Source organism: Nocardioides sp. R-C-SC26 (assembly GCF_021246465.1).
Lineage (GTDB): Bacteria > Actinomycetota > Actinomycetes > Propionibacteriales > Nocardioidaceae > Nocardioides.
The window spans coordinates 77,582-101,741 of record NZ_JAHRHK010000008.1 but is presented as its reverse complement, the minus strand read 5'-3'; the positions used below and the strand labels follow the sequence as shown (position 1 = coordinate 101,741).

The window sequence follows — 24,160 nt, the reverse complement described above, 5'->3', positions numbered from 1 at the left end:
AGCACCGGCCGCCGCACACGACGTCGACGACGAGTCCGGATCTCGTAGGCTCGGGGCGTGTTCCACATCCCCGAGAACCTCCATCCGAACTGCGGCCCCGTCGCCTGGCTGCTCGGCACCTGGGGCGGGACAGGTCGCGGCGACTACCCGACGATCGAGCCGTTCACCTATGGCCAGGAGGTCGTCTTCCAGCAGGACGGCCGGCCCTTCCTGCACTACTTCGCGCGGTCCTGGCTGCTGGACGAGGACGGCGAGGTCGTGCGTCAGGCAGCCCAGGAGACCGGATTCCTGCGCTGCCTCGAGGACGGCAATCTCGAGCTGGTGCTCGCGCACAACACCGGCTTCTCCGAGATCTGGTACGGACTCGCCGGGGACGGCAAGGTCGAGCTGCGCACCGCAGGTGTCGGGTTCACCGAGACCGCGAAGGAGGTGACGGCGGGCCACCGGATCTACGGAAACGTCGAGGGCGACCTGCTCTACGCCTACGACATGGAGGCGATGGGCCAGCAGCTGCAGCCGCACCTGTGGGCACGGCTGCAGCGCCAGAGCTGAGCGTCGAGGAGGTCGCGATGAACGCACCGGACACCGACGTCGCCGACGGCGGGCTCGACGACTGGCGGGCCCAGCTGCGCGCGCGGGGGTTGCGCCTGACTCCCCAACGCGAGCTCATCCTCGGTGCGGTCGAGCAGCTGCGCCACGCCACCCCCGACCAGGTGCACGCGCGGGTGCGGGAGACCTCGGAGGCGATCAACCTCTCCACGGTCTACCGCACGCTGGAGGTGCTCGAGGACCTCGGCCTGGTGCGGCACGCCCACCTCGCCGATCGCGCACCGACCTACCACGCCGTCACCGGCGATCCGCACTTCCACCTGGTCTGCCGGAATTGCGGACGCACCCAGTCCGTTGCCCCGGAGACGGTCGCGCCGTTGCAGCGAGCGCTCCACGAACAGGAAGGCTTCGAGATGGACGTCGGACACCTGACCGTCTTCGGCTGGTGCACCACCTGTCCGTCCGACCATGAGGAGCACACCCATGACTGACATCGGCAGCCCCGGCGTGTCGGGCACGACCTCGGAGCAGGGGTCGCTGCGCAGATCCCCTCTGCTCAGCCTGCCTGGCGCGGTCGCCGGCGACGGCGTCGACGCGGCGGTCGCCGCGCACTACGGGTCGTTCAACGTCGAGCAGCGCCGACTCTCCGAGGGTGAGGGCTTCGTCGACCTCTCCCACCACGACGTCGTCCGCATCAGCGGGCCGGATCGGCTGACCTGGCTGCATTCGCTGACCACCCAGCACCTGCTCGATCTCGCTCCCGGCGTCGAGACCCAGGCCCTCATCCTCAGCCCCCAGGGCCACATCGAGCACGAGTTCCGTGGTACCGACGACGGCGAGGCGCTCACCGCCTGGACCGAACCGGGCCGGGCGACCGATCTGATCGCCTTCCTCGAGCGGATGCGGTTCCTGATGCAGGTCGAGATCACCGACGTGAGCGACGAGCTGGCCCTGACCTGGCGACCTGGCACCGGACACCGGCTGGTGCCACGCGACCAGCTGACCGCCTACGCCGACGCCGTCGGCTCGCCCGCGGGACTCTGGGCCTACGAGGCGCTGCGGATCGCGCGCGGTGAGGCGCGGGTCGGCGTCGACACCGATCACCGCACGATCCCCAACGAGGCGGGGTTGATCGGCCCGGCGGTGCACCTGGACAAGGGCTGCTACCGCGGCCAGGAGACCGTGGCACGGGTGCACACCCTGGGCCGGCCACCGCGCCGCCTCACGCTGCTGCACCTGGACGGCTCGGAGAACCGGCTTCCTGCTGCCGGAGCCGAGGTCCGCGCGGGGGAGAAGGTGGTCGGGGTCGTCGGCTCAGCCGCCCGGCACCACGAGCTCGGCCCGATCGCGCTCGCCCTGATCAAGCGGAACGTCCCGGTCGAGGTGCCGCTGACGATCGACGGCATGCCCGCCGCGCAGGAGGTCGTCGTCGACCCCGAGGTCGGCCTGCACGTGCGGCCGATCCTCAAGTAGGACTCGCGGGACTCCGAGGAGTCGCCCTGTCGCTGGCCGAGGAGGTCGCGCTGCGACCGTCATGAGACCTGGTGTGGTGCGGCGTGGTCCGACCGTGCGGGGGCTGCGAGACGCCGTCCCTCGTTCCTCGGGAAACGGCCGCCTCAACCACCCGTGTGGGGCGGGCGCTCGGGCACCTCGATCGTCGCGATCAGAGGTCGAGCTTGTAGCCCAGCCCGCGCACGGTCACCAGGTAGGTCGGCTCGCTCGGGTTCGGCTCGAGCTTGGCGCGCAGGCGCTTGACGTGCACGTCGAGCGTCTTGGTGTCGCCGACGTAGTCCGATCCCCAGACCCGGTCGATGAGCTGGCCCCGGGTCAGCACACGACCCGGATTGCGCAGGAACATCTCGAGGAGCTCGAACTCCTTGAGCGGCAGGCGCTGTTCGTTGCCGTCGACGGTGACGACGTGGCGCTCGACGTCCATGCGGACCGGCCCGGCCTCGAGGGTGTCGGGCATCAGGTCGGGGTCCTGGCCGCGGCGCAGGACGGCGCGGATGCGGGCGACCAGCTCACGCGGCGAGTACGGCTTGGTGACGTAGTCGTCGGCGCCGAGCTCGAGTCCGACGACCTTGTCGACCTCGTCGTCCTTGGCGCTCACCATGATCACCGGCACGTTGGAGGTCTGGCGGATGGTGCGGCAGACCTCGGTGCCCGGGACGCCGGGGAGCATCAGGTCGAGCAGCACGATGTCGGCACCGTTGCGGTCGAACTCCGTCAGGGCCGTGTTGCCGTCGGCGGCGATGGCCACCTCGAAGCCTTCCTTGCGGAGCATGTAGGCGAGCGCATCGCTATAGCTCTCTTCGTCCTCGACGACCAGTACGCGTGTCACGAGCTCTTCTCCTGGGGTGCGGGGCTGGGAACTGCTGGACGGGGTGCGGGCGCGCCCGCGAGGTCGCTCTCGTCGTGGCCGACAGGGGCCTGGGGGAGCGCGAGGGTGAACGTCGATCCCTGGCCCTCCACGGACCAGACTCGCACCTCACCGCCGTGGGTGGCGGCGACGTGCTTGACGATCGAGAGGCCCAGGCCGGTGCCACCGGTGGAGCGATGACGGGCCGGGTCGACGCGGTAGAACCGCTCGAAGATCCGGTCGATCTCGTCGGAGGGGATGCCGATGCCCTGGTCCACGACGCTGATCTCCACGACGCCGTCGTCGGCCTTGGTGGAGACGAGGACGGTGGAATCGGGGTCGGAGTAGTGCACGGCGTTGGCCACCAGGTTCGCGACGGCGGTGGTGACCTGTTCCTCGTTGCCGAGGATCTGCAGGCTGCCGACGCCGCCGGAGACCACGGAGATGCCCTTCGCGGCCGCGTCGATGGCACTGGTGTCGATGGCGATCTTGACCAGATCGTCGACCTGGATCCGCAACGGCGAGTCGAGCGGCTGGTCTCCCTGCAGCCGGGAGAGCTCGATGACCTGCTGCACCAGCCGGGTGAGTCGCTCGCTCTCGGTGACCATCCGCTCGCTGAACCGCTTGACCGCCTCGGGGTCGTCGGCCGCGTCGTGGACGGCGTCGGCGAGCAGTCGGATCGCTCCGACCGGGGTCTTCAGCTCGTGGCTGACGTTGGCGACGAAGTCGCGCCGGATCGACTCCAGACGGCGCTCGCGGGTGCGGTCCTCGGCGAGGGCGAGGACGAGCCGGGACCCCAACGGCGCCACGCGCACGCTCACGTGGCGCGAGGGACCGAGCCGACGCGTCATCACCAGCTCGGTCTCGCGGATCTGCCCGTCGCGGCGCACCTCCGACACCAGAGCGGCGAGCTGGTCGGACACCAGCGAGGTGCCGCGCACCAGCCCCATCGCGTAGGCAGGCGCGGATGCTTTGAGCACGACATCGGAGTCGTCGACGACGACCGCACTGCTGCGCAGGACCGACAGCACCGCCGCCACGGGTGCCGGAACCGCCGGCTCGTCCACCGCAGGCGGGTGGTGCTGCTGCCGGTCGCTGAGTGCCCACGCGAGCACGGCACCCCCGGCCACGCCGGCGCCGATGATCGCGGCGACGAACGCCTGCGTGGTCGGATCCACCCCCGGATCGTAAGGCTGGAGTCGCCCCCGCTTCGCTTTCAGCGGGTGTGAGCATCGTCTGTTCATCCCAGGTTCATCTGGTGCCGCCGTCTGGACACCGGCGCGGCCTACGCTCGGGGACATGCGCGATCAGTTCCATGAGCAGCTCGATGCCGTCTTCGCCGACCTTGCCGGCATCTGCCGCAAGGTCGAGGTCGCCGTCGGCCTCGCCTCCCAGGCCCTGATGACCGGTGACGTCGCCCTCGCCGAGCAGGTGATCAGCGGCGACCTCGAGATCGACCGGGAGCGCGAGCAGGTCGAGGACTCCGCCTTCGAGCTGCTGTCGCTGCAGCAGCCGGTGGCCGGGGATCTCCGCACCATCGTCGCCGCCCTGCGGATGGTCAGCGAGCTCGAACGGATGGGCGACCTCTCCGTGCACGTGGCCAAGATCGCCCGTCTGCGCGTCCCCGAGATCGCCGTGCCCGAGCAGGTGCGTCCGACGATGGCGCGGATGGCGGAGGTCGCCGAGGACATGGTCAAGCGCGTGGCCTCGATCATCACCTCGCGCGACGTCGAGTCCGCCATCGCGCTGGGGCGCGACGACGAGGAGATGGACCAGCTGCGTCGCACCAGCTTCGCCGAGCTGCTGGCTCCGGGGTGGGATCACGGCGTCGAGGCGGCCGTCGACATCGCGCTGCTCGGCCGTTACTACGAGCGCATCGCCGACCACGCCGTCTCGGTCGCGAACCGGGTGGTCTTCGTGGTCACGGGCGAGAACCCCGCCAGCGTCGCCTGACCAGCGCTCCAGCCTCACGCGCCCGACACGCAGAGAGGCCGACCCCCGAGCGGGGGCCGGCCTCTCTGCGTGTGTCGCGGGGCAGAGGCGGATCGAGGCTCAGTGGCCCTGCGACGCGACGGCGGCGGCAGCGGCCGCGGCGGCCTCCGGGTCGAGATAGCGACCGCCCGGCGTCACCGGTGCAAAGCCGTCGTCGAGCTCGTAGACCAGCGGCATCCCGGTGGGGATGTTGAGCCCGGCGATGTCCTCGTCGCTGATGCCGTCGAGGTGCTTGACGATCCCGCGCAGGCTGTTGCCGTGGGCTGCGACGAGCACCGTGTTGCCGGCCTGGAGGTCCGGGATGATCGCGCTCTCCCAGTAGGGCAGCAGGCGTGCGATGACGTCCTTGAGGCACTCGGTGCGCGGCAGGTCGTCGCCGAGGCCGTCGTACTGCGGGAGCCCGGCCTGGGAGTAGGGGTCGTCGTCGGAGAGCGGCGGCGGCGGGACGTCGAAGGAGCGGCGCCACAGCATGAACTGCTCCTCGCCGAACTCGTCGCGGACCTGCTTCTTGTCCTTGCCCTGCAGTGCGCCGTAGTGGCGCTCGTTGAGACGCCAGGAGCGGCGGACCGGGATCCAGTGCCGGTCGGCCGCGTCCAGGGCGAGCGCCGCGGTGTTGATCGCACGGCGCTGCAGCGAGGTGTGCACGACGTCGGGAAGCACGCCTGCCTCGACCAGCTGGCGCCCCCCGCTCGCGGCCTCGGCACGGCCCTTGTCGGTCAGGTTGACATCGACCCAACCGGTGAAGAGGTTCTTGGCGTTCCACTCGCTCTCGCCGTGGCGGAGCAGGACCAGGGTGTAGGACATCGCGGTTTCGCCTCTGCTAGTCGGAGCTGTCGACGCGGCGTGATCGGCGGGCGATCGACCGCTGATCGGGGGAGTGAGGTGACCGGACGGGCCGGCTCAGTGCTCTTCCTCGTTGTGCTCGCCGGGGATCGGGGTGCACGAGTACGGGTCGGTCGACTCGTCGGCGTCCTCCTCGAGGGTGATCCCGCCCTCTCCCTGCTCGACGTCGTCCGCCGGCAGCGTGATCGCCGTCAACTTGTCCGGCGAGTACTGGTGGCACGGGGTGACGACCTGCACGCTCATCTCGGTGCGCTGACCGTCGGAGAACGTCAGCACGACATCGACGAAGTCGCCCGCGGCGAAGGTGCCCTCGACCGGGATGCCGCCCGTGGCGAACAGGTTGACGGCGCTGTCGGGGGCGACCGCGATCGGCTCGACGGGGGTGTCGGGTGCGATGACGGTCAGGCCGCCCTTGGTGCCACCCTCGAAGTTGGTGAGCACCTGGGGTGCGGGCGTCGGCTCGGTGACCTCCGGCACGACCTGGTTGACGAGGGTGGCCGCGAAGACGCCGCGGTTGTCCTCGCCGGCGATCACCACGGCACCGAGCACGTCGACGAGTCCGTCGCGGTTGTTGACGCCGGCGCTGATGGTGTTCACGCGGTCGGTGGCGTAGTCGAAGCCGCAGGAGCTGAGGGCGGCGGCAGCGAGCATCAACGCCGCCGTGGTGGCAGCGGCGCGGGCGCGGGGGCGGTGAACCATCGTCGGAGGCCTCACTGGATCAAGAGCTGGGCAGGTCTCGGGCGGGCTCAGCCTAGTGGTCGATCCCGGCTGCCCGGCACCTGGTCCCATGCCGGCTCGGACGCCGAGGCGGGCGTGGTGGGGGCGCGGGCGGGCCTGGTCAGCCCGCGCGTAGGCCCACGGTGCCGGCGACGACGGCGATCGCGGTGGTGCTGAGCCCGATCCATCCGGCCGCCAGGCCGAGCACGCGGTTCGCCCCGTGACGCCGTCCGATCCGCAGCGGATACGTCGACCAGTCCTCCTCGTCGTCCTCGGCCAGACCCCACACCGAGCGACCGATGTGCACGCCGATACCGAGCAGCCCGGCGAGCACGGTGATGGCGACGTGTGGCGCGTCGCCGACGGCGCCCCCACCCCAGCCGCCCCAGGTCAGGTAGCTCGGCAGGAGCGCGAACGAGGCGGCCCACAGCAGCCAGGAGAAGCGACCCTCGCGCAGTGCGAGGTTGCTCAGGCCGCCGAGGAGCACATAGCCGAGGTAGTAGGCGCCGGCCTCGAATCCGGTGGTGAACGCGAGCGGCACGAGCAGCAGTGCGCCGAGGATGATCGCGAACCACAGCGTCTCGGCGTCGACGTCGCCGGTCGCGGCGGGCTTGCGCGGCACGCCGTGTCGGCGGTCGCGCTCGCGGTCGACGACGTCGTTGTGCCAGCCGAGAAGCACCTGGCCGACCAGCGCCGTGGCGGCCACGACCCCGATCTCGCGCAGCCCGCGCCCCGCAAGGAGGGCTGCGACGGCGAGGGCCGCCGCCATGACGCCTGCCTGGCGCGGGTGGGAGGCCCAGAGGAGGGCGACGGGTGTGTGCCACCGACGTCGGCGCTGCACGGGCGAGCCGCCGGACGGGTGTTCGGCGGCCGGGGCTGGTGCCTGGTCGGCCGCGTCGTCGAGACCGCGCGCGACGACGTCGGACCCGGCCGGGGTGTGAGACGTCGGTTCGGCGGGCATGTCTGCAGTATCGCCAACCCGGTCGTCGATCCGAGCACTCCACCGCCCCCGACGGGCACCAGGTGGGGGTGGCTCGCAGCACGGCTCGGGCATCCTGTCAACCCCTCGGATGCCGCCCACTGTGCCTCTGACCTGCGGAAACGTCTTCTGTGACGTAGAAAGTCGTGATACGATGGGGGCCTAGGAAGGGGTCACAATCTATGACTTTCACTGTTGGCGAAACGGTCGTTTATCCCAATCACGGGGCCGCGGTCATCGAGGACATCGAGATGCGGCAGATCAAGGGAGAGGACCGGCAGTACCTCGTTCTGAGGATCGTCGCCCAGCAGGACCTGGTGGTCCGGGTTCCGGCGTGCAACCTGGACCTGGTCGGTGTCCGTGACGTCGTCGACAAGGAGGGCCTGGACCGAGTCTTCGGCATCCTCCGCGCCGAGCACGTCGAGGAGCCGACCAACTGGTCGCGCCGCTACAAGGCGAACCTGGAGAAGCTGCACAGCGGCGACGTCATGAAGGTCTCCGAGGTCGTGCGCGACCTCTGGCGGCGCGAGCGTGACCGCGGCCTGTCGGCCGGTGAGAAGCGCATGCTGGCCAAGGCCCGCCAGATCCTCGTCTCCGAACTCGCGCTCGCCGAGCAGACCAACGAGGACAAGGCCGAGGCCATCCTCGACGAGGTGCTCGCCTCCTGAGGCTCGACCAACCCGTCTCGACGAACGGGCCCGGCGGGGCCCCCGGGGCGGCCGCGGGTCTCGGCGTGGGTAGGGTCGAGAACGTGGACGACGACGTGACCGCATGGGGACTCGTGCTCGTCGAGGAGCGGGGCTCGCTCCCGTTCGCATTGGTGCACGGCGAGTCACTCGTAGCGGCGACGGCGTGGGCCGCCGGCGAGGCGGGCGTCTCGCTCGTCGACGCCAGCGTGCCCTGGAGCGAGCTGTGCGAGGCCGCCGTCGAGGAGGACGCCGCGGTGGTGCTCCTGGACAGCCTCTGCCCGATGACGCCGCCCGCGTTCATCGCGTCGTGCGTCGAGCGCGCGACGTCGGCGGAACGCGTCGTGGTCGGAGTGCGGCCGGTCACCGACACGGTCAAGCGGACCCGGTCGAGTGCGACGTCCGCTGTGGTGGTCGAGCTCGGTGGCGACGTCGACCGGGACGACCTGGTGATGCCCTGCTCTCCGGTGGTGGTGCCGCCGCGACTGCTCGCGCCGGGCACGGCGGCCGGCGACGCCTTCAGCAGCGGGTGGGAGTCATGGGTCGGCTCCACCGATCTCGCCGACCTGGTCGTGCGGCTGCGCCAGATCGGTGAGGACGTCGTGCTCGCCGAGGCGCCCGCATCGGCCCGCCGGGTGGGCAGCCTCGACGACGTCGCGCTCGTGGAGGCTGCGACCCGCCCCGACGACGTCGAGCGCGAGCTGCTGGGCGATCTGCGGACTCTCTGACCCGCGCCGACCGCCTCGGGATGCGCCCGGTCAGGCCGGCGCGTCGCGGCGGGCCAGCGCGTCCGCCAGGGGCAGGTCCTCGGCGAAGGTCACCTTGATGTTGCGCGCGTCGCCGTCGATCACCCGCGTGCGGACCTCGGTGTAGCGAGCCAGGCAGGCCGCGGTGTCGGTGCCGGAGAACTCGTCCGCCGCGGCGCGATCGTAGGCCTCGAGCAGGTCGGGAGCCCAGAACGCCTGCGGGGTCTGGACGCCGACCAGGTCGCGCTCCACGACGTCGGCCCCCGCGGAGGCGACATCACGCCTGATCAGCCCCGGCATGGCCAGGCCCGGAAGGGCGCCGCCGTGGGTGCGCGCAGCCTCGATGACCGCGCGCCACAGCGCCGCCGTGGCGAAGGGCCGTGCCGCGTCGTGGATGGCCACGACGTCGACCGTGCCGCCGAGGATGTCGTCACGCAGCGCGGCGAGCGCCGCCGTCTCCGAGGCGTGCCGCGTCTGCCCGCCGATGGCCAGCACGACCTCGCGTTCGCCGAGCCACGGCACGATCGCGTCGGCGACCTCGCGCTGGTCGCCGTCGCGGACGACGAGCACGATGCGGGTGATCTCGGCGATCCCCAGCGCGGTGCGCAACGCGTGCGTCACCACGGCGTCTCCGCACACCGGGAGCAGGACCTTGTTGACCCCGGCGCCCACGCGGCTTCCCGAGCCGGCGGCGAGGAGGACTGCGGCCACGGTCATGGCGTCATCCTTCCAAGGGGCCGGCTCCCACGACCGATGCGGTGGCCCGAAGGGATCGTTTTCACAGCCGTAACACGCGGTAACCCGCGCGTGCCGAGGCCGCATCTACGTTCGCTAGTCATGTGCCCCCGCGCTCGGAGCCAGGAGGAGTGGCAGCCGGTCTGTCCGCTCGCCGACCTCGAGATCGGACGCGGCGTCGCGGCGCTCGTCCACGGCCAGGCGATCGCGATCTTCCGGATGGAGGACGAGCTCGTCTACGCCCTCGGCAACCACGACCCGTTCGCCAGGGCGTCGATGATCGCGCGGGGCATCGTCGGACGCAGATCCGGCGTGCCCTTCGTCGCCTCGCCCGCTCATCGGCACGCCTTCGACCTGCGCAGCGGACGCTGCCTGGACGACACCCACGTCTCGGTCCCCGCCTACGACGTCCGGGTCACCGACGGCGTCGTGCACGTCGGGCACCGCAAGGTCGACGCCGCCTGACGTCGACCCGTCTCTATCTGAAGACGGGTCAACCCCGGTCGGGCCGTTGACCCGTCTTCACGTAAAGACGGGTCAACGCGGGACGGCGACCACGAGCGCGGTGGCGATGGCCGCCACGCCCTCGCCCCGGCCGGTCAGGCCGAGACCGTCGGTGGTCGTGGCGCTGAGCGAGACCGGGGCACCGATCGCGGCAGAGAGGGCCGTCTGGCCCTCGGCCCGACGCGGACCCAGCCGCGGGCGGTTGCCGATCACCTGGACGGAGACGTTGCCGATCTCGAAACCGGCCGCGCGCACGCGTCGCGCCGTCTCGGTCAGCAGGGTCGCTCCCGAGGCGCCGGCCCATTCGGGAGCGGCGGTGCCGAAGTTCGAGCCGAGATCGCCGAGATCGGCCGCCGACAGCAGCGCGTCGCAGCACGCGTGCGCCGCGACGTCGGCGTCGGAGTGCCCCTTGAGTCCCTGGGGTTCGTCGGGCCAGCTCAGCCCGGCCAGATGCATCGGGACGCCGTCCACGAGGCGGTGCACGTCGACCCCGAGCCCGACGCGGGGCAGCGCCGGAGCGCTGGGCGCGGGCCGGGCGGGGGTCGGCATCGCGGGATCGCCCGAGGCGTCGGGGCCGCTGGTGTGCTCGGACGTCGTCACGGCCGCGATCATGCCGCACAGCGAGGCAGCTCCGGCGCCGGTTGCCGCGTTCGTCCCTGGGGATTCCACCCGGACAGGCACAATGACGCGCATGCGACGTACGACGGGGGCCTGGGCTCTGGCCGGGCTGCTCGCCGGTGCTGCCGGCCTGGCGGTCAGCTACCTGATCACCCAACTGATGAGCGAGCGCCTCACGCCCGTGAGTGCCGTCGCCGAACTGGTCTCGCGACTGACGCCGGGATCGGTCGTGCACTGGGCGATCGACACCTTCGGCACCCGCGACAAACCGCTCCTGATCGCCGGGATCCTGGTCGTGCTCGTCGGCCTGTTCCTCGTCCTGGGACGGCTGGCGCGTCGCTCGTTGTGGGCGGCCTACGCCGGATTCGGCCTGCTCGCGGGTGTCGGCGCCACCGCCACGATGACGGCGAACGGCGCTGCGGTCACCGACCTGCTGCCACTCGCGGCGGGCCTGGCGACCTGGATCGGCGCGCTCGCGGTCTTCGCCACTTCGCTGCGGCGCCTGGACGCCGTCCCCGAGCTGGAGCGCTTCGAGCCGGAGGCTGCTCGCACGCGCCGCCGGTTCCTCCTGACCACCGCCGGGGTCGCGGTCGGCGCGGGTGCGGCGACCCTGCTCGGTCGGGTCGCCGGCCGCGGCCGGGAGCGCGTCGAGCAGGCACGGCGACTGCTCCGCCTCGACGTCACGCCCCCGCGGGTGCCTGCCGGGGCGACGATCGGCGTCGAGGGCGTGGCACCCTGGCAGACGCCGACGAGCGACTTCTACCTGATCGACACGGCCTTCACCAAGCCCACCATCGAGCCCCGCGACTGGCAGCTGCGCATCCACGGGATGGTCGAGCGCGAGGTCGTGCTGACCTACGCCGACCTGGTGCGGCGCCCCGTGGTGGAGCGGTGGATCACCCTCAACTGCGTCTCCAACGAGGTCGGCGGCGACCTGGTCGGCAACGCGTGGTGGAGCGGTGTCGCTCTCGCGCCGCTGCTGGAGATGGCAGGGCCTCTCGACGGTGCGGACGCCGTGCTCCAGACCTCGCAGGACGGCTGGAACTGCGGGACCCCGCTCGAGGCACTCGTCGACGGCGAGGTCGGCGCCATGCTCGCGGTGGCGATGAACGGCGAGCCGCTCCCCATCGAGCACGGCTTCCCGGTGCGCACGCTCGTGCCCGGGCTCTACGGCTACGTCTCGGCATGCAAGTGGGTGGTCGACCTCGAGGTCACCCGGTTCGCCGACATCGAGGCCTACTGGACCCAGCGAGGCTGGGGCGAGCGCGGCCCGGTCAAGATCGCCTCGCGCATCGACGTCCCGCGACCGGGCACGGAGTTCGACGCGGGCGAGGTCGTCGTCGCGGGCAGCGCATGGAAGCAGCACACCGGGATCGCCGCCGTCGAGATCGCGGTGGACGGCGGAGCCTGGACGCCGGCCGAGGTGGCGAGCGCACCGAATGACGACTCATGGGTGCAATGGCGTGCGGCCGTGACGCTCGAGCCGGGTGACCATCAGATCCGCGTGCGCGCCACCGGCAAGGACGGCGACGTGCAGACCGGCGCGGTCGCCGACGTGCTGCCCGACGGCGCCACCGGCTGGGACTCGGTCGACCTGACCGTCCGCGGCTGACGGCACGGATCGGCACTCACTCGGCGCGGATCGGTCCTATGCCGACGTCTGATCGCCCGGCACGTGGTGGGATGCGCTCGTGGAGGCTGACTTCGAGGATCTGGACGGCGTGGCGCTGGTGGTCGGCGGCAACGGCGGGCTGGGGGCACCCGTCGCGGCGATGCTCGCCGAGCGGGGGGCGCGGGTCGCCGTCACCTACCGTCGCGAGGAGCCGGAGCGTCGCCCGGCCTACCGGCTCGATCTGAGCGATCTCGACGCCGTTCCCGGCGTCGTCGACCGCGTGGCGGCGGAGGGCGGCGGCCTGCACACCTTGGTGTACGCGGCCGGCCCGCACGTGCCGCAGCGCCACCTTTCGCGGGTCCCCCCGGCCGACGTCGTCGAGCAGTTGCGGGGCGACGCGGGGGCGTTCGTCGCGGTGGCCCACGCCGCGTTGGAGCACCTGCGCGCCAGCCGCGGCTCGATCGTGGCGGTGACCACGGCCGCGACGGCGCGCTACCCCGTGCGCGACGGCCTCTCCTCGATCCCCAAGGCCGCCGTCGAGGCCGCCGCACGGGGCTTCGCGGCCGAGGAGGGCCGGTTCGGAGTACGGGTGAACATGGTCGGCCCGGGGATGCTCACCGACGGGATGGCCGAGCGCCTAATCGCCTCCGGCGATCTCGACGACGCAGCCCTGGAGATCACCCGCCGCAACATCCCACTACGTCGCTTCGGCACGGCGTCCGACATCGCGGAGGCGGTCTGCTTCCTCGCCTCGCCGCGCGCCGGCTTCATCACCGGCCAGAAGCTCGACGTCGACGGCGGGTACACGGTCTGATCGCTGCGCGAGCGAGGCGCAGAATTCTCGGCCGACCGAGATTCCTGGACCTTTGGCCGACGAGGCTTCCTCGTCCAAGGTCCGGTTGCCTCGGCCGGCCGAGAAAACGGACGGGACCAGAGTCGACCAGCAGGAATCAGCGGCGCTGCAGCACGTAGACGGTGCCGCCGGATCCTTCGAGCCACGCGCGCTCGAACTCGGCACGATCGTAGGTGCGGCGGACCCCCGCGCGTGAGGTGGAGGCGGGGTCGTTGACGACGACATCGCCGGTCGCGGTGAGACCGACGATCACCAGCACGTGGCCCGCCGTCGAGGAGATGGGTGCGCCGGTCAACTGGCCGCGGGCGAACGCGAGGGAGGCGACCAGCGGCACTCCGGCGAGCAGGAACGGCTCCGCCTCACGCAGCGAGCGGAGTCGGGTGACGTAGCCGTGACCGATGCGCGGCGCGGCGTAGGCGACGTTGAACGGCCAGTTGCCCGCGCCCTGGTAGGCGACGTCGTAGGTCGAGCGCGCCGCGAAGTCCACCCAGGGGTCGACGTGACCCGCCGGCACCCAGGCGTACTCGCGTGCCGCCGGCAGTCGGTCGTAGTAACCGAGCACCATCGAGGTCGACGTCGGGGAGCACCACGCCTCGCCGCCGCCGTCCCAGGCCGGGTAGTGGCCGCGGTGGATCATCTGGGAGTAGCGCGGCACGTCGAGCACCGTGCCGCGAGCAGACCCCGGCTTGGACGTCGGGCCCGCGGTCGTGGGCAGACGCGAGGCGACGGCACCGACGCTGTCCAGGGTCGGCGCGGCGCTGCCGCCCGCGCGGCGCGCCAGGGTGACGCGCACCTGGTAGGCGGCCAGGCCAGCCGACGCCCGCCAGGTGTCGACGGCGAGCGAGGCCAGGTCGTCGGGCTGGGTGCCGAAGCTGGTGCGGCGCAGGTACCGGTCGGTCGCGGCCCAACGGGCGACGACGTCCCAGCTGGAGAGGCGGCCGGACGCATCGCGTCCACGAAGGCGGATCTCGATGAAGCTGTTGCCCGGCGTCCGTGCCGACCAGGACGGGATCAGCTCGGTGAAGGAGAAGCCGGGCGTGACCCAGGGTGAGTCCCATGTGCCCTGCTCGTAGCGGGTCGAGCCCACCAGTCGCGTCGATGTCGTCGGCGCGCGCCCGGAGCTCTGGCCCGACGTCGGCCCGGTCGAGGGCGCGGCGGGCGGCGCGAGGTGGAGGCGCCCTTGCCGGACGAGCACGCCGGTCGCCGTCCCGGACTTCAGCTGGGCACCGGTGTCGAAGCCGCGGTAGGCGATCTGGCGTGCGGCGGCGCGTGCGACTGTCGTCGTCGCGCCGGAGTGCGTGCCGGCCCCGGCTGCGGTGGCGGCGGCCGCCCCCGGCGTCGCGACGGGTGCGACCGCGAGCGGGACGCCGAGCGCGAGCCCGAGACCTGCCGCGGCGAACGCGCGCGGCCGCCGTCGCCCGTGGCGCAGTGGTCGGCCCTGCTCGAGGGTGATGGATCGCGTCACCCTCTCACGCTACGTCACATCTGCCTCACCCGTCACAGATCGGCCGGTGCGTGGTTTCGGGCCGTCCGGTGCCTCGCCACTACCCTTCACGGGTGGCACTCCGGCTCTATGACACCGCGACTCGCGAGGTGCGCGACTTCGTCCCGCTCCATCGGGGCGAAGCGGGCATCTACGTCTGCGGCCTGACCGTCCAGTCGGAGCCGCACGTGGGCCATGTGCGGTCCGCGGTCAACTTCGACGTGCTGCGCCGCTGGCTCGAGCACCAGGGGTACCGCGTGACGTTCATCCGCAACGTCACCGACATCGACGACAAGATCCTGGCGAAGTCCGCCGAGCAGGGCCGGCCGTGGTTCAACCTGGCCTACGACATGCACCGCGCACTCACCAGCGCCCTGGCCAGCATCAACGTGCTGCCGCCGACCTACGAGCCGGGCGCGACCGGTCACGTGCCGGAGATGATCGAGATGATCGCCTCGCTCATCGAACGGGGGCACGCCTACCCGGCGCCGGACGACTCCGGTGACGTCTACTTCGACGTCCGCTCCTGGCCCTCCTACGGCGAGCTGACCCGGCAGGGGCTCGACGACATGGAGCCCGCCGGCGATGTCGACGCCGACCAGGTGGCGCGCAAGCGCGACCCCCGCGACTTCGCGCTGTGGAAGGGCTGGAAGCCCAGCGAGCCGGCGACGGCGGCGTGGCCGAGCCCCTGGGGCCGCGGCCGACCCGGCTGGCACATCGAGTGCTCGGCAATGGCCGGCAAGTACCTGGGCTCCGCGTTCGACATCCACGGTGGAGGTGTCGATCTGCGATTCCCTCATCACGAGAACGAGCAGGCCCAGTCGCGCGCTGCCGGTCACGGCTTCGCGTCCTACTGGCTGCACAACGCCTGGATCACCACGGCCGGGGAGAAGATGAGCAAGTCGCTCGGCAACTCCCTCGCGGTGCCGAAGGTGCTCGAGCGGGTCCGTGGGGTGGAGCTGCGCTTCTACATGGCCAGCGCCCACTACCGCTCGCACGTGGAGTTCAGCTTCGAGGCGCTGGAGGAGGCCGCCGCCGGCTTCCGCAGGATCGAGGGCTTCCTCGACCGGGCGCTGACGGGTGCGAGCGACCACGCCGCGGGATCGGACGACGTCGAACTGGTCGCCGGCTTCGCGGTCGCGATGGACGACGACCTGGCCACGCCGGCCGCCGTCGCCGCGATCTACGACGCCGTGCGCGAGGGCAACCGGCTGCTCGCCGACGGCGACCGCGCCGGCGCCGCGGCGCTCGCCCGGAGCGTCGCGGCCTCGCTGGCCGTGCTCGGTCTCGACGCCGCCCAGTTCCCCGGTGCCGCGGGCGCGGGGGGCGACGGCGACGCCCTGAGCGCCGCCGTCGACGTGCTGGTGCGCGGTGTGCTCGAGGAGCGCACCGCTGCGCGTGCGGAGAAGGACTTCGCGCGGGCCGACGCGCTGCGCGACCGGCTGCAGGCCGCCGGCATCGAGATCGACGACACCCCTCAGGGTCCGCAGTGGAGCCTGAGTACACCTACCCGCATCGACGGAGGGCCCTGATGGCCGGCAATTCCCAGCGGCGCGGAGCGATCCGCAAGTCCAGCAAGAAGCCCACCGCCGGTTCCGGAGGGCGCGTCCGGCGCGGCCTGGAGGGCAAGGGCCCGACGCCGAAGGCGTTCGAGCGCCCGAACCACAAGGCCTACAAGTCCGCGCAGGCGGCCGCGCGGGCCGAGGCCCGTGGCCCGCGGCGCAAGACCGCGACCGGTGACGCCGAGTGGATCGCCGGCCGCAACGCGGTCGTCGAGGCGCTGCGCGCGGGGGTGCCGATCAACGGTCTCTACGTCGCCGAGGGTGCCGAGCGCGACGGTCGACTGCGGGAGGCCTTCCGGCTGGCCCAGGACGCCGGCATCAGTCTGCTCGAGGTCAGCCGCGGCGAGCTCGACCGGATGACGTCGGGCGCGGTCCACCAGGGGCTCGCCGCGCGTATCCCGGCCTACGAGTACGCCCACGCGGACGACCTCATCGACGCCGCCCGCGCGACGGGCGCCCGGCCGCTCATCGTCGTGCTCGACCAGATCACCGACCCGCGCAACCTCGGCGCCATCGTGCGCAGCGCCGCCGCCTTCGGTGCTCACGGGGTCGTGATCCCCGAGCGTCGTGCCGCAGGCATGACCGCGGCTGCCTGGAAGACCAGCGCCGGCGCCGCCGCCCGGATCCCGGTCGCACAGACGGTGAACCTGACGCGCCAGCTCAAGGCGTACCAGGACGCCGGCTGCATGGTGGTCGGCCTGGCCGGCGACGGCGATCTCTCGCTCCCCGACCTGGTGGCCGACCACGACCTCGTGCGCGACGCGCTCGTCGTCGTCGTCGGCGCCGAGGGCGACGGGCTCTCCCGGCTCGTCGCCGAGACCTGCGACCACCTCGTCTCGATCCCGATCGCAGCGGGAGTGGAGTCGCTCAACGCCGGCGTCGCCGCGTCGGTCTGCCTCTACGCGATCGACGAGGCGCGCGGGCGCCGCTGAGCGCCGTCGACCGATCCCGCGGGAGCCTCCTCGCCCACGCCGGCATGCACCCCACCGGCCAGCACCTCCCCACCGCGGACCTCGATCCGAGGCGTGCCCCGGGGCGTGGTCGGCGACCCCTGGACGGCGCCTGACACCTGAACACCTGACTTGGACGGAGCGGGTCGCGACAGGCTTGGTGGGACTGGAACTTGTGGGGTGACTCGCGTCACCTTTATGGTCGGGCCTCGTTAACAAACTAGTACCTGTTCTAGTTTTGCTCACCCCACCTCGGAGGTCCTTGTGCCCGCCTCGCGATCCGCGCGCGCTCCGCGCCGCGCCGCCACCGCGCTCGTCGCGGCCCTGCTGGCGACCGCGCTGGCAGCGTGCGGCTCCAGCCTGGACCCCGAAGAGGTCGCGAGCGCACGCGGCGTCGAGGGCACCTCGACCGGCACCGACGGCGGCACGGTCGGCACCGACGGCACGATCGACCCGGGTACGACCGACCCCGGCACGGATCCGGGCACGAGCGACCCGGGCACCAGCGACCCGGGCATCAGCGACCCCGGCACCGGCCCCGGAGCCTCCGACCCCGGCAGCAGCGGTGGGGACGACCCGGGCTCCGGACCGGGCACTCCGGCCACGACCGACTCGCCGGTGACCAACGCGGGAAGCTGCGACGGGTTCAAGAACGGGCCCGGCGTCACCGACACCACCATCACCATCGGGAACTCCTCCGATATCTCCGGGCCGATCCCGGGTCTGTTCGAGACCGCCCAGGACGGCATGAAGGCCTTCGTCGCCTACTTCAACGCCTCCACTCCCGACGGCATCTGCGGTCGCAAGCTCGTGCTCAAGACCTACGACAGTCGCACCGACGCCGCTGCCGACCAGCAGGCCTACACCGACGCTTGCCGCAACGTCTTCGCGATGGTCGGCTCGCAGTCGGCCTTCGACTCCGGCGGTGCCGCGACCGCCCAGCAGTGCGGGCTGCCCGACCTGCGCGCCAGCTCGGTGACGTCGGCCCGCAACGCGTGCAGCACCTGCTTCGGCGTCCAAGCCGTCAACACCGCCAACTTCGAGAACGCCGTGCCCGCCTTCGTCAAGCGGTTCGGTGGCACCTCGGCCTTCCAGAACGCCGCGATGCTCTACGTCTCCGCGGGTGCTGCCGGTGAGAACGGCAAGGCGCAGGTGCGTGCGATGGAGCGGTACGGCATGAAGTTCACGGTCGAGCAGGGCATCGACGTCACGGAGTTCAACTACGTGCCGTACGTGCAGAAGCTGAAGGACGAGGGCGTCCAGACGGTCTTCTACGTCGGCTCGTTCGACCTCTCCGCCAAGCTCCGGCTCGCCATGCAGCAGCAGGGATACAAGCCGAAGCTGTACCTGCGCGATCCCACCGACTACAACCCGGGCTACATCCAGCAGGGCGGTAGCGCGGTCGACGGCACGGTGGTCTTCACCAACTTCGTGCCGTTCGAGGAGGCCAAGAGCAACCGTGAGATGTCGAACTATCTCGGCTGGCTCCAGCAGGTGAAGCCGGGTGCGGTGCCGCAGTTCTTCGGTGTGTTCAGCTGGTCCGCGGGGCGGCTCTTCGTCGACCTCGCCAGCAAGCTCGGCGGCCAGCTCACGCGCGAGTCCCTCATCGACGCCACCCGCAAGACGAACACGTGGACCGCTCAGGGTCTGCACGCCCCGCAGCCGGTCGGCTCGCGCGGCACCGGCGAGTGCTGGCGCTTCATCCAGCTCAGCGGCAGCACGTGGAAGCCTCTCGACGGTACGAAGTACCGGTGTGAGGGGATCACCTCCAGCCGATGAGGAGTCCGCACCCCCACACCGCCGCCGGCGGTGCGCCGAGCTCGACGGTGCGCCGTCGACGGGCGCGCGCCGTCGCGGTCGCCGCGTTGGCGCTCGCGCTCGCGGCGTGTGGCTCCCAGCTCGATCCCGAGACGGTCGGGGCCGCCTCGAGCGGTTCGAGCACCTCGGGGGAGGTGGGGGGCTCCGACGCCCCTGGAGCCACCGACGGCGGGACGGTCGACGCCCCCTCGCTCGGCGACGGAGGCGACACCCCGGGCAGCGCCGGGACCGGCGGCACCGGGGGCGGCGCGACGGGCTCCACTGGTGGAGACACGGCGGCGCCCACGAGCCCCGAGGTCCCGAGCGGTGCTCCGACGACCGGTGAGAACGCCGCCGACGGCGGCGCCAAGGCCGCTTCGTGCGACGGCTTCCCCACGAACCTGCCGGGTGTCACCGCCGACACGATCACCCTCGGCAACGTCTCCGACGTCCAGGGGCCGGTGCCGGGGATCTTCGAGTCCTCGCGGCTGGCCGCGCGGGCGTACGTGAACTACTTCAACGCCACCTCCGACGTCTGCGGTCGCAAGCTCAAGCTGGTCGAGCTCGACAGCCGCGCCGACGCCGGCGCCGACCAGCAGGCGTACGCGACGCTGTGCGACGACGCCTTCGGCTCGGTCGGCTCGATGTCGGCCTTCGACTCCGGTGGCGCCGCGACGGCGAGTGGCTGCGGACTCCCCGACGTTCGCTCGACCACCGTGAACCCCGAGCGCTCCAAGTGCGCCACGTGTTTCTCCGCCCAGTCGGTCAATCCCGGCCAGGTGCCGACGGCCTGGCCGAGTTGGTTCGCCAAGAACAAGAAGTCGGCGGCCCAGAACGCGGCGATCCTCTACATCGACGCGGGGGCGGCGCCGGTCAATGCCGCGTCCTTCCGCGCGGGCTACAGCAAGTCCGGCTGGAACGTGAAGGTCTTCCGCGGCATCGGCGTGGCCGAGTTCAACTTCGTGCCCTACGTGCAGGAGATGAAGGAAAAGGGCGTCCAGCTCGTCTACTACGTCGGTCCGCTGGAGAACACCGTGAAGCTGCAGAACGCGATGGCCCAGCAGAACTTCGAGCCCGAGGTCTACGTGCAGGACAGCACCATCTACAGCGACGCCTACATCGCCCAGGCGGGCGAGCGGGCGAAGGGCACCTACGTCTACGCGAGCACCGCGATGTTCAGCGACACCTCCAACAAGGAGATGCAGCTGTACCTGAGTTGGCTGAACCAGGTGAGCCCCGGCTCGGCGCCCAACTTCTACGGGGTCTACTCCTGGTCGGCGACGCGCCTGTTCGTGCAGGAAATGGTCAAACTCGGCGCGAACCTGTCCCGCGAGAGTATGGTCTCGGCCCTCAAGAAGGTCTCGAACTGGACAGGTAACGACATCCACTCACCGCAGGATGTCGGCGGCAAGACAACCGGCAAATGCCAGGCGGTTCTCCAGTACACCGGAAGTGCCTGGAAGAAGATCACGCCGAACGACTACATCTGTGGCTCCTTGGTGTCCACCGGAATCGGAGGCTGATCAGTGGACAAGTTCATCGCCTATGCGTTGCCCGGCCTGTTCACAGGCGCGGCGTACGCGATCGCGGCGTCGGGTTTGGTGCTGACCTACACGACGACCCGTGTGTTCAACATCGCCCACGGTGCGTTCGGCATGGTGATGTCCTTCATCTTCTGGGACTTCTCCCAGAGGCAGGGCATTCCGGTCTGGCTCTCGTTGATCCTCGTGCTGCTGGTGGTCGCGCCGCTGACGGGTTTCGTGGTCCAGCGCTTCATCGCCCGTGGACTGGGTGACGCGCCCGTCAGCGTGTCGCTCGTCGTCACGGTCGGTCTCTTCGTGGGACTGATCGGACTGGCGCAGCAGGTCTGGGAGCCCGAGCCGCGCTTCGTGCCGCCGTTCTGGCAGGACAAGTCCTTCGAGATCGGCGACTCGATCATCACCGGCCACCAGGTCATCACGATCCTCGCCTCGATCGCGGTCGCCGTGGGCCTGTACTTCCTGTTGAACCGCACCCGGATCGGGACCGCGATGCGCGCATCGGTGGACAACCCCGAGCTCCTCCGTCTCTTCGGTGGCAAGCCCGACACGGTCGCCGCGCTCTCCTGGGCGATCGGCATGTCGCTCTCGGCGCTCGCCGGCATCCTGCTGGTCTCCGTGGTCGGCCTGGACTACTTCCAGCTCACCCTGCTGGTCATCAACGCCTATGCCGCCGCGATGGTCGGTCGACTCAAGAGCCTCCCGCTGACGTTCATCGGCGCCATGGCGCTGGGTCTGCTCGACTCCTTCGCACTCGGCTACATCGACCCCGAGTCGTGGCTGGCCGACTTCCGTCCGGTCATCCCCCCGCTGTTCCTCTTCGCCGTCATCGTCTTGATGCCGACGGCCCAGCTGAGGATCGGCCAGGTCAAGGGCATCGTGTCCGCACCGGTGCCCTCGTTGACCCGGATGGCGGTGTCGGGAGCGGCCTTCATGGCATTCGTCTTCGTGGCCACGGCCGGGATGTCGGAGGCGAACCTGCTGCGAGTGGGGGCCGCGGCGACGTATGCGATCGTGATGCTCTCGCTGGTGCTGCTCACCGGTTACGGCGGCTACGTCTCGCTCTCCCAGCTGACGTTCGCCGGTGTCGGCGCGCTGGCCTACGCCAAGCTCGACGAGCCGAACCTCTACGGCCTGATCGTCTCCACGCTCATCGCCGGTGCGGTCGGTGCGTTGGTCGCGCTGCCCACGCTGCGCCTCACCGGCCTCTACCTGGCGTTGTCGACGCTCGCCTTCGGCGTGCTGATGGACAAGGTCGTCTTCCAAGACGAGAAGGCGTTCGGCTTCGGCGGTGCGCTCTCCGCGGATCGGATGTCGGTCTTCGGGACGACCATCGGTTCGACGGGGAACTACGTCCTGCTGATGGCGTTCTTCTTCGTGCTGTGCGGCATCGGCGTGCTGATCCTGCGCCGCGGCGTCCTCGGCCGGATGCTCGTCGCCCTGCGCGACAGCCCGGCCGCCTGCGGAACCCTCGGCCTGGACGCTCGGTGGTTCCGGGTCGGACTCTTCGGCATCTCCGCCGCTGTCGCCGGGCTCGCCGGGGCGCTCTTCGCCGGCCTGCGCGGCACCATCGGGGCGGCCGACTTCCAGTACTTCAACAGCCTCCCGCTGCTGCTGCTCGCGGTCGTCTTCGGTGTCACCTCGGTGACCGGGGCGGCACTGGGCGGAATCGGCCTGATGCTTCTCCCGGTACTCCAGGCCGAGGAGGTCGCAGGTGTGTCGCTCGGTGGTCTGATGTTCGTGATCATCGGCTTCGGTGCCGTGTTCGCCGGTCGCGACCCCAACGGACTCGCCAACCTGCTGTTCAAGATCGGTCGCTGGGGTCAGCGTCGGATCGTGGCGCGCGTCGACGAGGCGACGGGCGGTTCGGGCTGGAGCCCGATCGGTCCGCGAACCGGTCAGCATCGCGCGGCCGGTGACGATCAGGACGGCTACGACGACGGGTACGACGACGCATACGACGACGGGACCGCCGCAGGCGCGACGTCCCACGAGCCAGAGGAGGCCGGCAGTGTCGCTACTCGAGGTTGATGACGTCGTCGTCCAGTTCGGCGGGGTGACCGCGGTCAACCACGCCACCTTCACCGCCGACGCGGGCCAGATCACCGGCCTGATCGGACCCAACGGTGCGGGCAAGACGACCTGCTTCAACGTGATCAGCGGTCTTCAGCGACCGACCAAGGGTCATGTCCGGTTCGACGGCCGCGACGTCACGCGGACCCCGGTGCACCGTCGGTCCAAGCGCGGCATGGGCCGCACGTTCCAGCGGTTGGAGGCCTTCGGGTCGCTCACCGTGCGTGACAACGTGCGCGTCGCGCTCGACATCCACCGCGGTCTGCTCGCTGGCTTCAAGCCCGCCCAGTCCGACATCGACGCGCTGCTCGAGCGGGTCGGCATCGCCGAGTACGCCGATGACCGTGCCGATTCGATCCCCACCGGCACCGCGCGCCTCCTCGAGCTCGCCCGATGCCTGGCCGGGGACCCGCAGCTCCTGCTGCTCGACGAGCCGTCCTCGGGTCTGGACGAGACCGAGACCGACGCGTTCGGCGAGCTGCTGCGCGATCTCGCCTCCGAGGGTCGGGGTGTGCTGATGGTCGAGCACGACATGGATCTCGTGATGAGTGTTTGCGACACCATCCGGGTGCTCGACTTCGGCGAGGTCATCGCCGTCGGTGGACCCGCGCTCATCCGCAACGACGCTCGTGTGCAGCAGGCCTACCTGGGATACTCCGACGTCGACGAGGACGGCGGCCACGACCACACCGCCGTCCTGCCCGCCGTGGCAGAAGAGGTGAAGGCGTGAGCATTCCGATCCTGGAGGTCATCGACCTGCATGCCGCCTACGGGCGCATCGAGGTGCTCCGTGGCGTGAACCTGACGGTGCCGCGCGGGGCCGTCGTGGCTCTCCTCGGCCCCAACGGTGGCGGTAAGTCGACCTTGACCCAGGTCATCGCCGGGCAGAAGAAGCCCACCAGCGGTGAGATCCACCTCGGTGGCGTCGCGGTGCGCAACTCCGCCGCCGACGAGCTCGCCCGGGTCGGACTCTGCACGGTTCCCGAGGGTCGTTCGGTGTTCCCGAACCTGACCGTGGAGGAGAACCTGGTGCTGATGTCCTACGCCGGCGTCACCGCCGAGGCAGTGCTCGAGACCGCCTACTCCTACTTCCCGCGTCTGGCCGAGCGACGTCGTCAGCTCGCGGGCACGATGTCGGGCGGCGAGCAGCAGATGCTCGCCATGTCGCGGGCCCTGGCCTCCGACCCGGCGCTGCTCCTGCTGGACGAGCTCTCGATGGGCCTCGCACCGCTGATCGTCGAGGAGCTCTACGACACCGTGCAGCAGATCGCCGACACCGGCGTGTCCATCCTGTGCATCGAGCAGTTCGCGCGCACCGCGCTGAAGGTCGCGGACTACGCCGCTGTGATGACGGGTGGGCGGATCGTGGCGACGGGCGAGCCGGACGAGATCATGGAGACCATGTCAGACGTCATCCTCGGAGGGGCAGCATGAGGAACATCAGGATGCGACAGCGCGGCGGCCTGCGTCGCGCGGCCGCAGGCGCCGCGGCGGGCGGTCTGGTCGCGCTCGCGCTGCCGTTGGGCGCGTCGTCGGGGGGCGGCGGCGGGCCGCCCGGCGCCCC

24 protein-coding genes are annotated in these 24,160 nt (G+C 71.1%); 16 read left to right on the top strand and 8 right to left on the bottom strand.

Annotated elements, in window-relative coordinates; genetic code table 11:
* The first annotated feature begins 57 nt into the window (after window positions 1–57).
* The 3 genes from KSO97_RS09475 to KSO97_RS09465 are packed head-to-tail and all read left to right on the top strand — an operon-like array spanning window position 58 to window position 2,022.
* The gene (locus KSO97_RS09475) at window positions 58–552 is read left to right on the top strand and encodes an FABP family protein (RefSeq protein WP_232678239.1); all 495 of its coding nucleotides are present in this window, start codon (window positions 58–60) and stop codon (window positions 550–552) included.
* A 17-nt stretch (window positions 553–569) separates the two neighbouring features.
* Window positions 570–1,040: a Fur family transcriptional regulator gene (locus KSO97_RS09470; protein WP_232678237.1), complete on the top strand. Its 471-nt coding sequence runs from the start codon at window positions 570–572 to the stop codon at window positions 1,038–1,040.
* A complete protein-coding gene (locus tag KSO97_RS09465) occupies window positions 1,033–2,022 on the top strand; it encodes a folate-binding protein YgfZ (RefSeq protein ID WP_232678236.1) in 990 nt (329 codons plus the stop codon). Before KSO97_RS09470 ends, KSO97_RS09465 begins: the two co-directional genes overlap by 8 nt.
* Before the next feature lie 190 nt (window positions 2,023–2,212).
* Here the strand turns inward: KSO97_RS09465 and KSO97_RS09460 are convergent, their stop codons facing one another.
* Window positions 2,213–2,890: a response regulator transcription factor gene (locus KSO97_RS09460; protein ID WP_232678235.1), complete on the bottom strand. Its 678-nt coding sequence runs from the start codon at window positions 2,888–2,890 to the stop codon at window positions 2,213–2,215.
* The gene (locus tag KSO97_RS09455; protein ID WP_232678234.1) at window positions 2,887–4,086 is read right to left on the bottom strand and encodes a cell wall metabolism sensor histidine kinase WalK; all 1,200 of its coding nucleotides are present in this window, start codon (window positions 4,084–4,086) and stop codon (window positions 2,887–2,889) included. Before KSO97_RS09455 ends, KSO97_RS09460 begins: the two co-directional genes overlap by 4 nt.
* Before the next feature lie 121 nt (window positions 4,087–4,207).
* Here KSO97_RS09455 and phoU point away from each other — a divergent pair, with 121 nt between their 5' ends.
* Entirely contained in the window at window positions 4,208–4,861 is a 654-nt protein-coding gene (gene phoU, locus KSO97_RS09450; RefSeq protein ID WP_232678233.1) for a phosphate signaling complex protein PhoU, read from the top strand.
* A gap of 99 nt (window positions 4,862–4,960) precedes the next feature.
* On the opposite strand, the gene KSO97_RS09445 is transcribed toward phoU, so the two are convergent.
* The 3 genes from KSO97_RS09445 to KSO97_RS09435 all read right to left on the bottom strand — a co-directional run bounded on the left by KSO97_RS09445 (window position 4,961) and on the right by KSO97_RS09435 (window position 7,421).
* Entirely contained in the window at window positions 4,961–5,704 is a 744-nt protein-coding gene (locus KSO97_RS09445; protein ID WP_232678232.1) for a phosphoglyceromutase, read from the bottom strand.
* Window positions 5,705–5,800: 96 nt separating this feature from the next.
* On the bottom strand, window positions 5,801–6,442 hold the full coding sequence (locus KSO97_RS09440) for a hypothetical protein (protein ID WP_232678231.1): 642 nt from the start codon (window positions 6,440–6,442) through the stop codon (window positions 5,801–5,803).
* 139 nt (window positions 6,443–6,581) lie between these two features.
* Window positions 6,582–7,421, bottom strand: coding sequence for a UbiA family prenyltransferase (locus KSO97_RS09435; protein ID WP_232678230.1), 840 nt, complete (start codon window positions 7,419–7,421; stop codon window positions 6,582–6,584).
* Window positions 7,422–7,621: 200 nt separating this feature from the next.
* Between KSO97_RS09435 and KSO97_RS09430 the strand changes: the two genes are divergently transcribed.
* Both KSO97_RS09430 and KSO97_RS09425 read left to right on the top strand, forming a co-directional pair.
* Complete coding sequence (locus KSO97_RS09430) at window positions 7,622–8,107, top strand: CarD family transcriptional regulator (protein WP_232678229.1); 486 nt, start codon at window positions 7,622–7,624, stop codon at window positions 8,105–8,107.
* 83 nt (window positions 8,108–8,190) lie between these two features.
* Entirely contained in the window at window positions 8,191–8,853 is a 663-nt protein-coding gene (locus KSO97_RS09425) for a 2-C-methyl-D-erythritol 4-phosphate cytidylyltransferase (RefSeq protein ID WP_232678227.1), read from the top strand.
* A gap of 30 nt (window positions 8,854–8,883) precedes the next feature.
* Here the strand turns inward: KSO97_RS09425 and KSO97_RS09420 are convergent, their stop codons facing one another.
* The gene (locus KSO97_RS09420) at window positions 8,884–9,588 is read right to left on the bottom strand and encodes a 2-C-methyl-D-erythritol 4-phosphate cytidylyltransferase (protein WP_232678225.1); all 705 of its coding nucleotides are present in this window, start codon (window positions 9,586–9,588) and stop codon (window positions 8,884–8,886) included.
* 120 nt (window positions 9,589–9,708) lie between these two features.
* Between KSO97_RS09420 and nirD the strand changes: the two genes are divergently transcribed.
* Window positions 9,709–10,071 (top strand): nitrite reductase small subunit NirD, encoded by a 363-nt coding sequence (nirD, locus tag KSO97_RS09415; RefSeq protein ID WP_232678223.1) that lies wholly within the window; start codon window positions 9,709–9,711, stop codon window positions 10,069–10,071.
* Window positions 10,072–10,143: 72 nt separating this feature from the next.
* On the opposite strand, the gene ispF is transcribed toward nirD, so the two are convergent.
* The gene (gene ispF, locus KSO97_RS09410; protein WP_232678333.1) at window positions 10,144–10,659 is read right to left on the bottom strand and encodes a 2-C-methyl-D-erythritol 2,4-cyclodiphosphate synthase; all 516 of its coding nucleotides are present in this window, start codon (window positions 10,657–10,659) and stop codon (window positions 10,144–10,146) included.
* A gap of 142 nt (window positions 10,660–10,801) precedes the next feature.
* Between ispF and KSO97_RS09405 the strand changes: the two genes are divergently transcribed.
* Together KSO97_RS09405 and KSO97_RS09400 are read left to right on the top strand one after the other, a co-directional pair.
* Window positions 10,802–12,340 carry a molybdopterin-dependent oxidoreductase gene (locus tag KSO97_RS09405; RefSeq protein WP_232678221.1) on the top strand — a complete coding sequence of 513 codons (1,539 nt, stop codon included), beginning with the start codon at window positions 10,802–10,804 and terminating at the stop codon, window positions 12,338–12,340.
* Between the two features lie 79 nt (window positions 12,341–12,419).
* Window positions 12,420–13,154 carry an SDR family oxidoreductase gene (locus KSO97_RS09400; protein ID WP_308188279.1) on the top strand — a complete coding sequence of 245 codons (735 nt, stop codon included), beginning with the start codon at window positions 12,420–12,422 and terminating at the stop codon, window positions 13,152–13,154.
* A gap of 136 nt (window positions 13,155–13,290) precedes the next feature.
* Here the strand turns inward: KSO97_RS09400 and KSO97_RS18280 are convergent, their stop codons facing one another.
* Complete coding sequence (locus KSO97_RS18280; protein WP_232678220.1) at window positions 13,291–14,658, bottom strand: C39 family peptidase; 1,368 nt, start codon at window positions 14,656–14,658, stop codon at window positions 13,291–13,293.
* A gap of 92 nt (window positions 14,659–14,750) precedes the next feature.
* Here KSO97_RS18280 and cysS point away from each other — a divergent pair, with 92 nt between their 5' ends.
* The 7 genes from cysS to KSO97_RS09360 all read left to right on the top strand — a co-directional run bounded on the left by cysS (window position 14,751) and on the right by KSO97_RS09360 (window position 24,030).
* Entirely contained in the window at window positions 14,751–16,208 is a 1,458-nt protein-coding gene (gene cysS, locus KSO97_RS09390) for a cysteine--tRNA ligase (protein ID WP_232678219.1), read from the top strand.
* Window positions 16,208–17,170, top strand: a complete 963-nt coding sequence (gene rlmB / locus KSO97_RS09385; RefSeq protein ID WP_232678218.1) for a 23S rRNA (guanosine(2251)-2'-O)-methyltransferase RlmB — start codon at window positions 16,208–16,210, stop codon at window positions 17,168–17,170. The genes cysS and rlmB overlap by 1 nt, the downstream gene beginning before the upstream one ends.
* Before the next feature lie 282 nt (window positions 17,171–17,452).
* Window positions 17,453–18,967, top strand: coding sequence for an ABC transporter substrate-binding protein (locus KSO97_RS09380; RefSeq protein ID WP_232678217.1), 1,515 nt, complete (start codon window positions 17,453–17,455; stop codon window positions 18,965–18,967).
* Entirely contained in the window at window positions 18,964–20,508 is a 1,545-nt protein-coding gene (locus KSO97_RS09375; RefSeq protein WP_232678216.1) for an ABC transporter substrate-binding protein, read from the top strand. Before KSO97_RS09380 ends, KSO97_RS09375 begins: the two co-directional genes overlap by 4 nt.
* A gap of 3 nt (window positions 20,509–20,511) precedes the next feature.
* Complete coding sequence (locus tag KSO97_RS09370) at window positions 20,512–22,554, top strand: ABC transporter permease (protein ID WP_232678215.1); 2,043 nt, start codon at window positions 20,512–20,514, stop codon at window positions 22,552–22,554.
* Complete coding sequence (locus KSO97_RS09365) at window positions 22,535–23,326, top strand: ABC transporter ATP-binding protein (RefSeq protein WP_232678214.1); 792 nt, start codon at window positions 22,535–22,537, stop codon at window positions 23,324–23,326. The genes KSO97_RS09370 and KSO97_RS09365 overlap by 20 nt, the downstream gene beginning before the upstream one ends.
* Complete coding sequence (locus tag KSO97_RS09360) at window positions 23,323–24,030, top strand: ABC transporter ATP-binding protein (RefSeq protein ID WP_232678213.1); 708 nt, start codon at window positions 23,323–23,325, stop codon at window positions 24,028–24,030. Before KSO97_RS09365 ends, KSO97_RS09360 begins: the two co-directional genes overlap by 4 nt.
* The last annotated feature ends 130 nt before the right edge of the window (window positions 24,031–24,160 follow it).

What these genes read in the sequence shown, in the direction of transcription:
- KSO97_RS09435 (WP_232678230.1), bottom strand. Translation starts at nt 7,421, where the DNA reads ATGCCCGCCGAACCGACGTCTCACACCCCGGCCGGGTCCGACGTCGTC.
- KSO97_RS09375 (WP_232678216.1), top strand. Translation starts at nt 18,964, where the DNA reads ATGAGGAGTCCGCACCCCCACACCGCCGCCGGCGGTGCGCCGAGCTCG.
- KSO97_RS09465 (WP_232678236.1), top strand. Translation starts at nt 1,033, where the DNA reads ATGACTGACATCGGCAGCCCCGGCGTGTCGGGCACGACCTCGGAGCAG.
- KSO97_RS09470 (WP_232678237.1), top strand. Translation starts at nt 570, where the DNA reads ATGAACGCACCGGACACCGACGTCGCCGACGGCGGGCTCGACGACTGG.
- KSO97_RS09420 (WP_232678225.1), bottom strand. Translation starts at nt 9,588, where the DNA reads ATGACCGTGGCCGCAGTCCTCCTCGCCGCCGGCTCGGGAAGCCGCGTG.
- rlmB (WP_232678218.1), top strand. Translation starts at nt 16,208, where the DNA reads ATGGCCGGCAATTCCCAGCGGCGCGGAGCGATCCGCAAGTCCAGCAAG.
- KSO97_RS09440 (WP_232678231.1), bottom strand. Translation starts at nt 6,442, where the DNA reads ATGGTTCACCGCCCCCGCGCCCGCGCCGCTGCCACCACGGCGGCGTTG.
- nirD (WP_232678223.1), top strand. Translation starts at nt 9,709, where the DNA reads ATGTGCCCCCGCGCTCGGAGCCAGGAGGAGTGGCAGCCGGTCTGTCCG.
- KSO97_RS09430 (WP_232678229.1), top strand. Translation starts at nt 7,622, where the DNA reads ATGACTTTCACTGTTGGCGAAACGGTCGTTTATCCCAATCACGGGGCC.
- KSO97_RS09405 (WP_232678221.1), top strand. Translation starts at nt 10,802, where the DNA reads ATGCGACGTACGACGGGGGCCTGGGCTCTGGCCGGGCTGCTCGCCGGT.
- phoU (WP_232678233.1), top strand. Translation starts at nt 4,208, where the DNA reads ATGCGCGATCAGTTCCATGAGCAGCTCGATGCCGTCTTCGCCGACCTT.
- KSO97_RS09445 (WP_232678232.1), bottom strand. Translation starts at nt 5,704, where the DNA reads ATGTCCTACACCCTGGTCCTGCTCCGCCACGGCGAGAGCGAGTGGAAC.
- ispF (WP_232678333.1), bottom strand. Translation starts at nt 10,659, where the DNA reads ATGCCGACCCCCGCCCGGCCCGCGCCCAGCGCTCCGGCGCTGCCCCGC.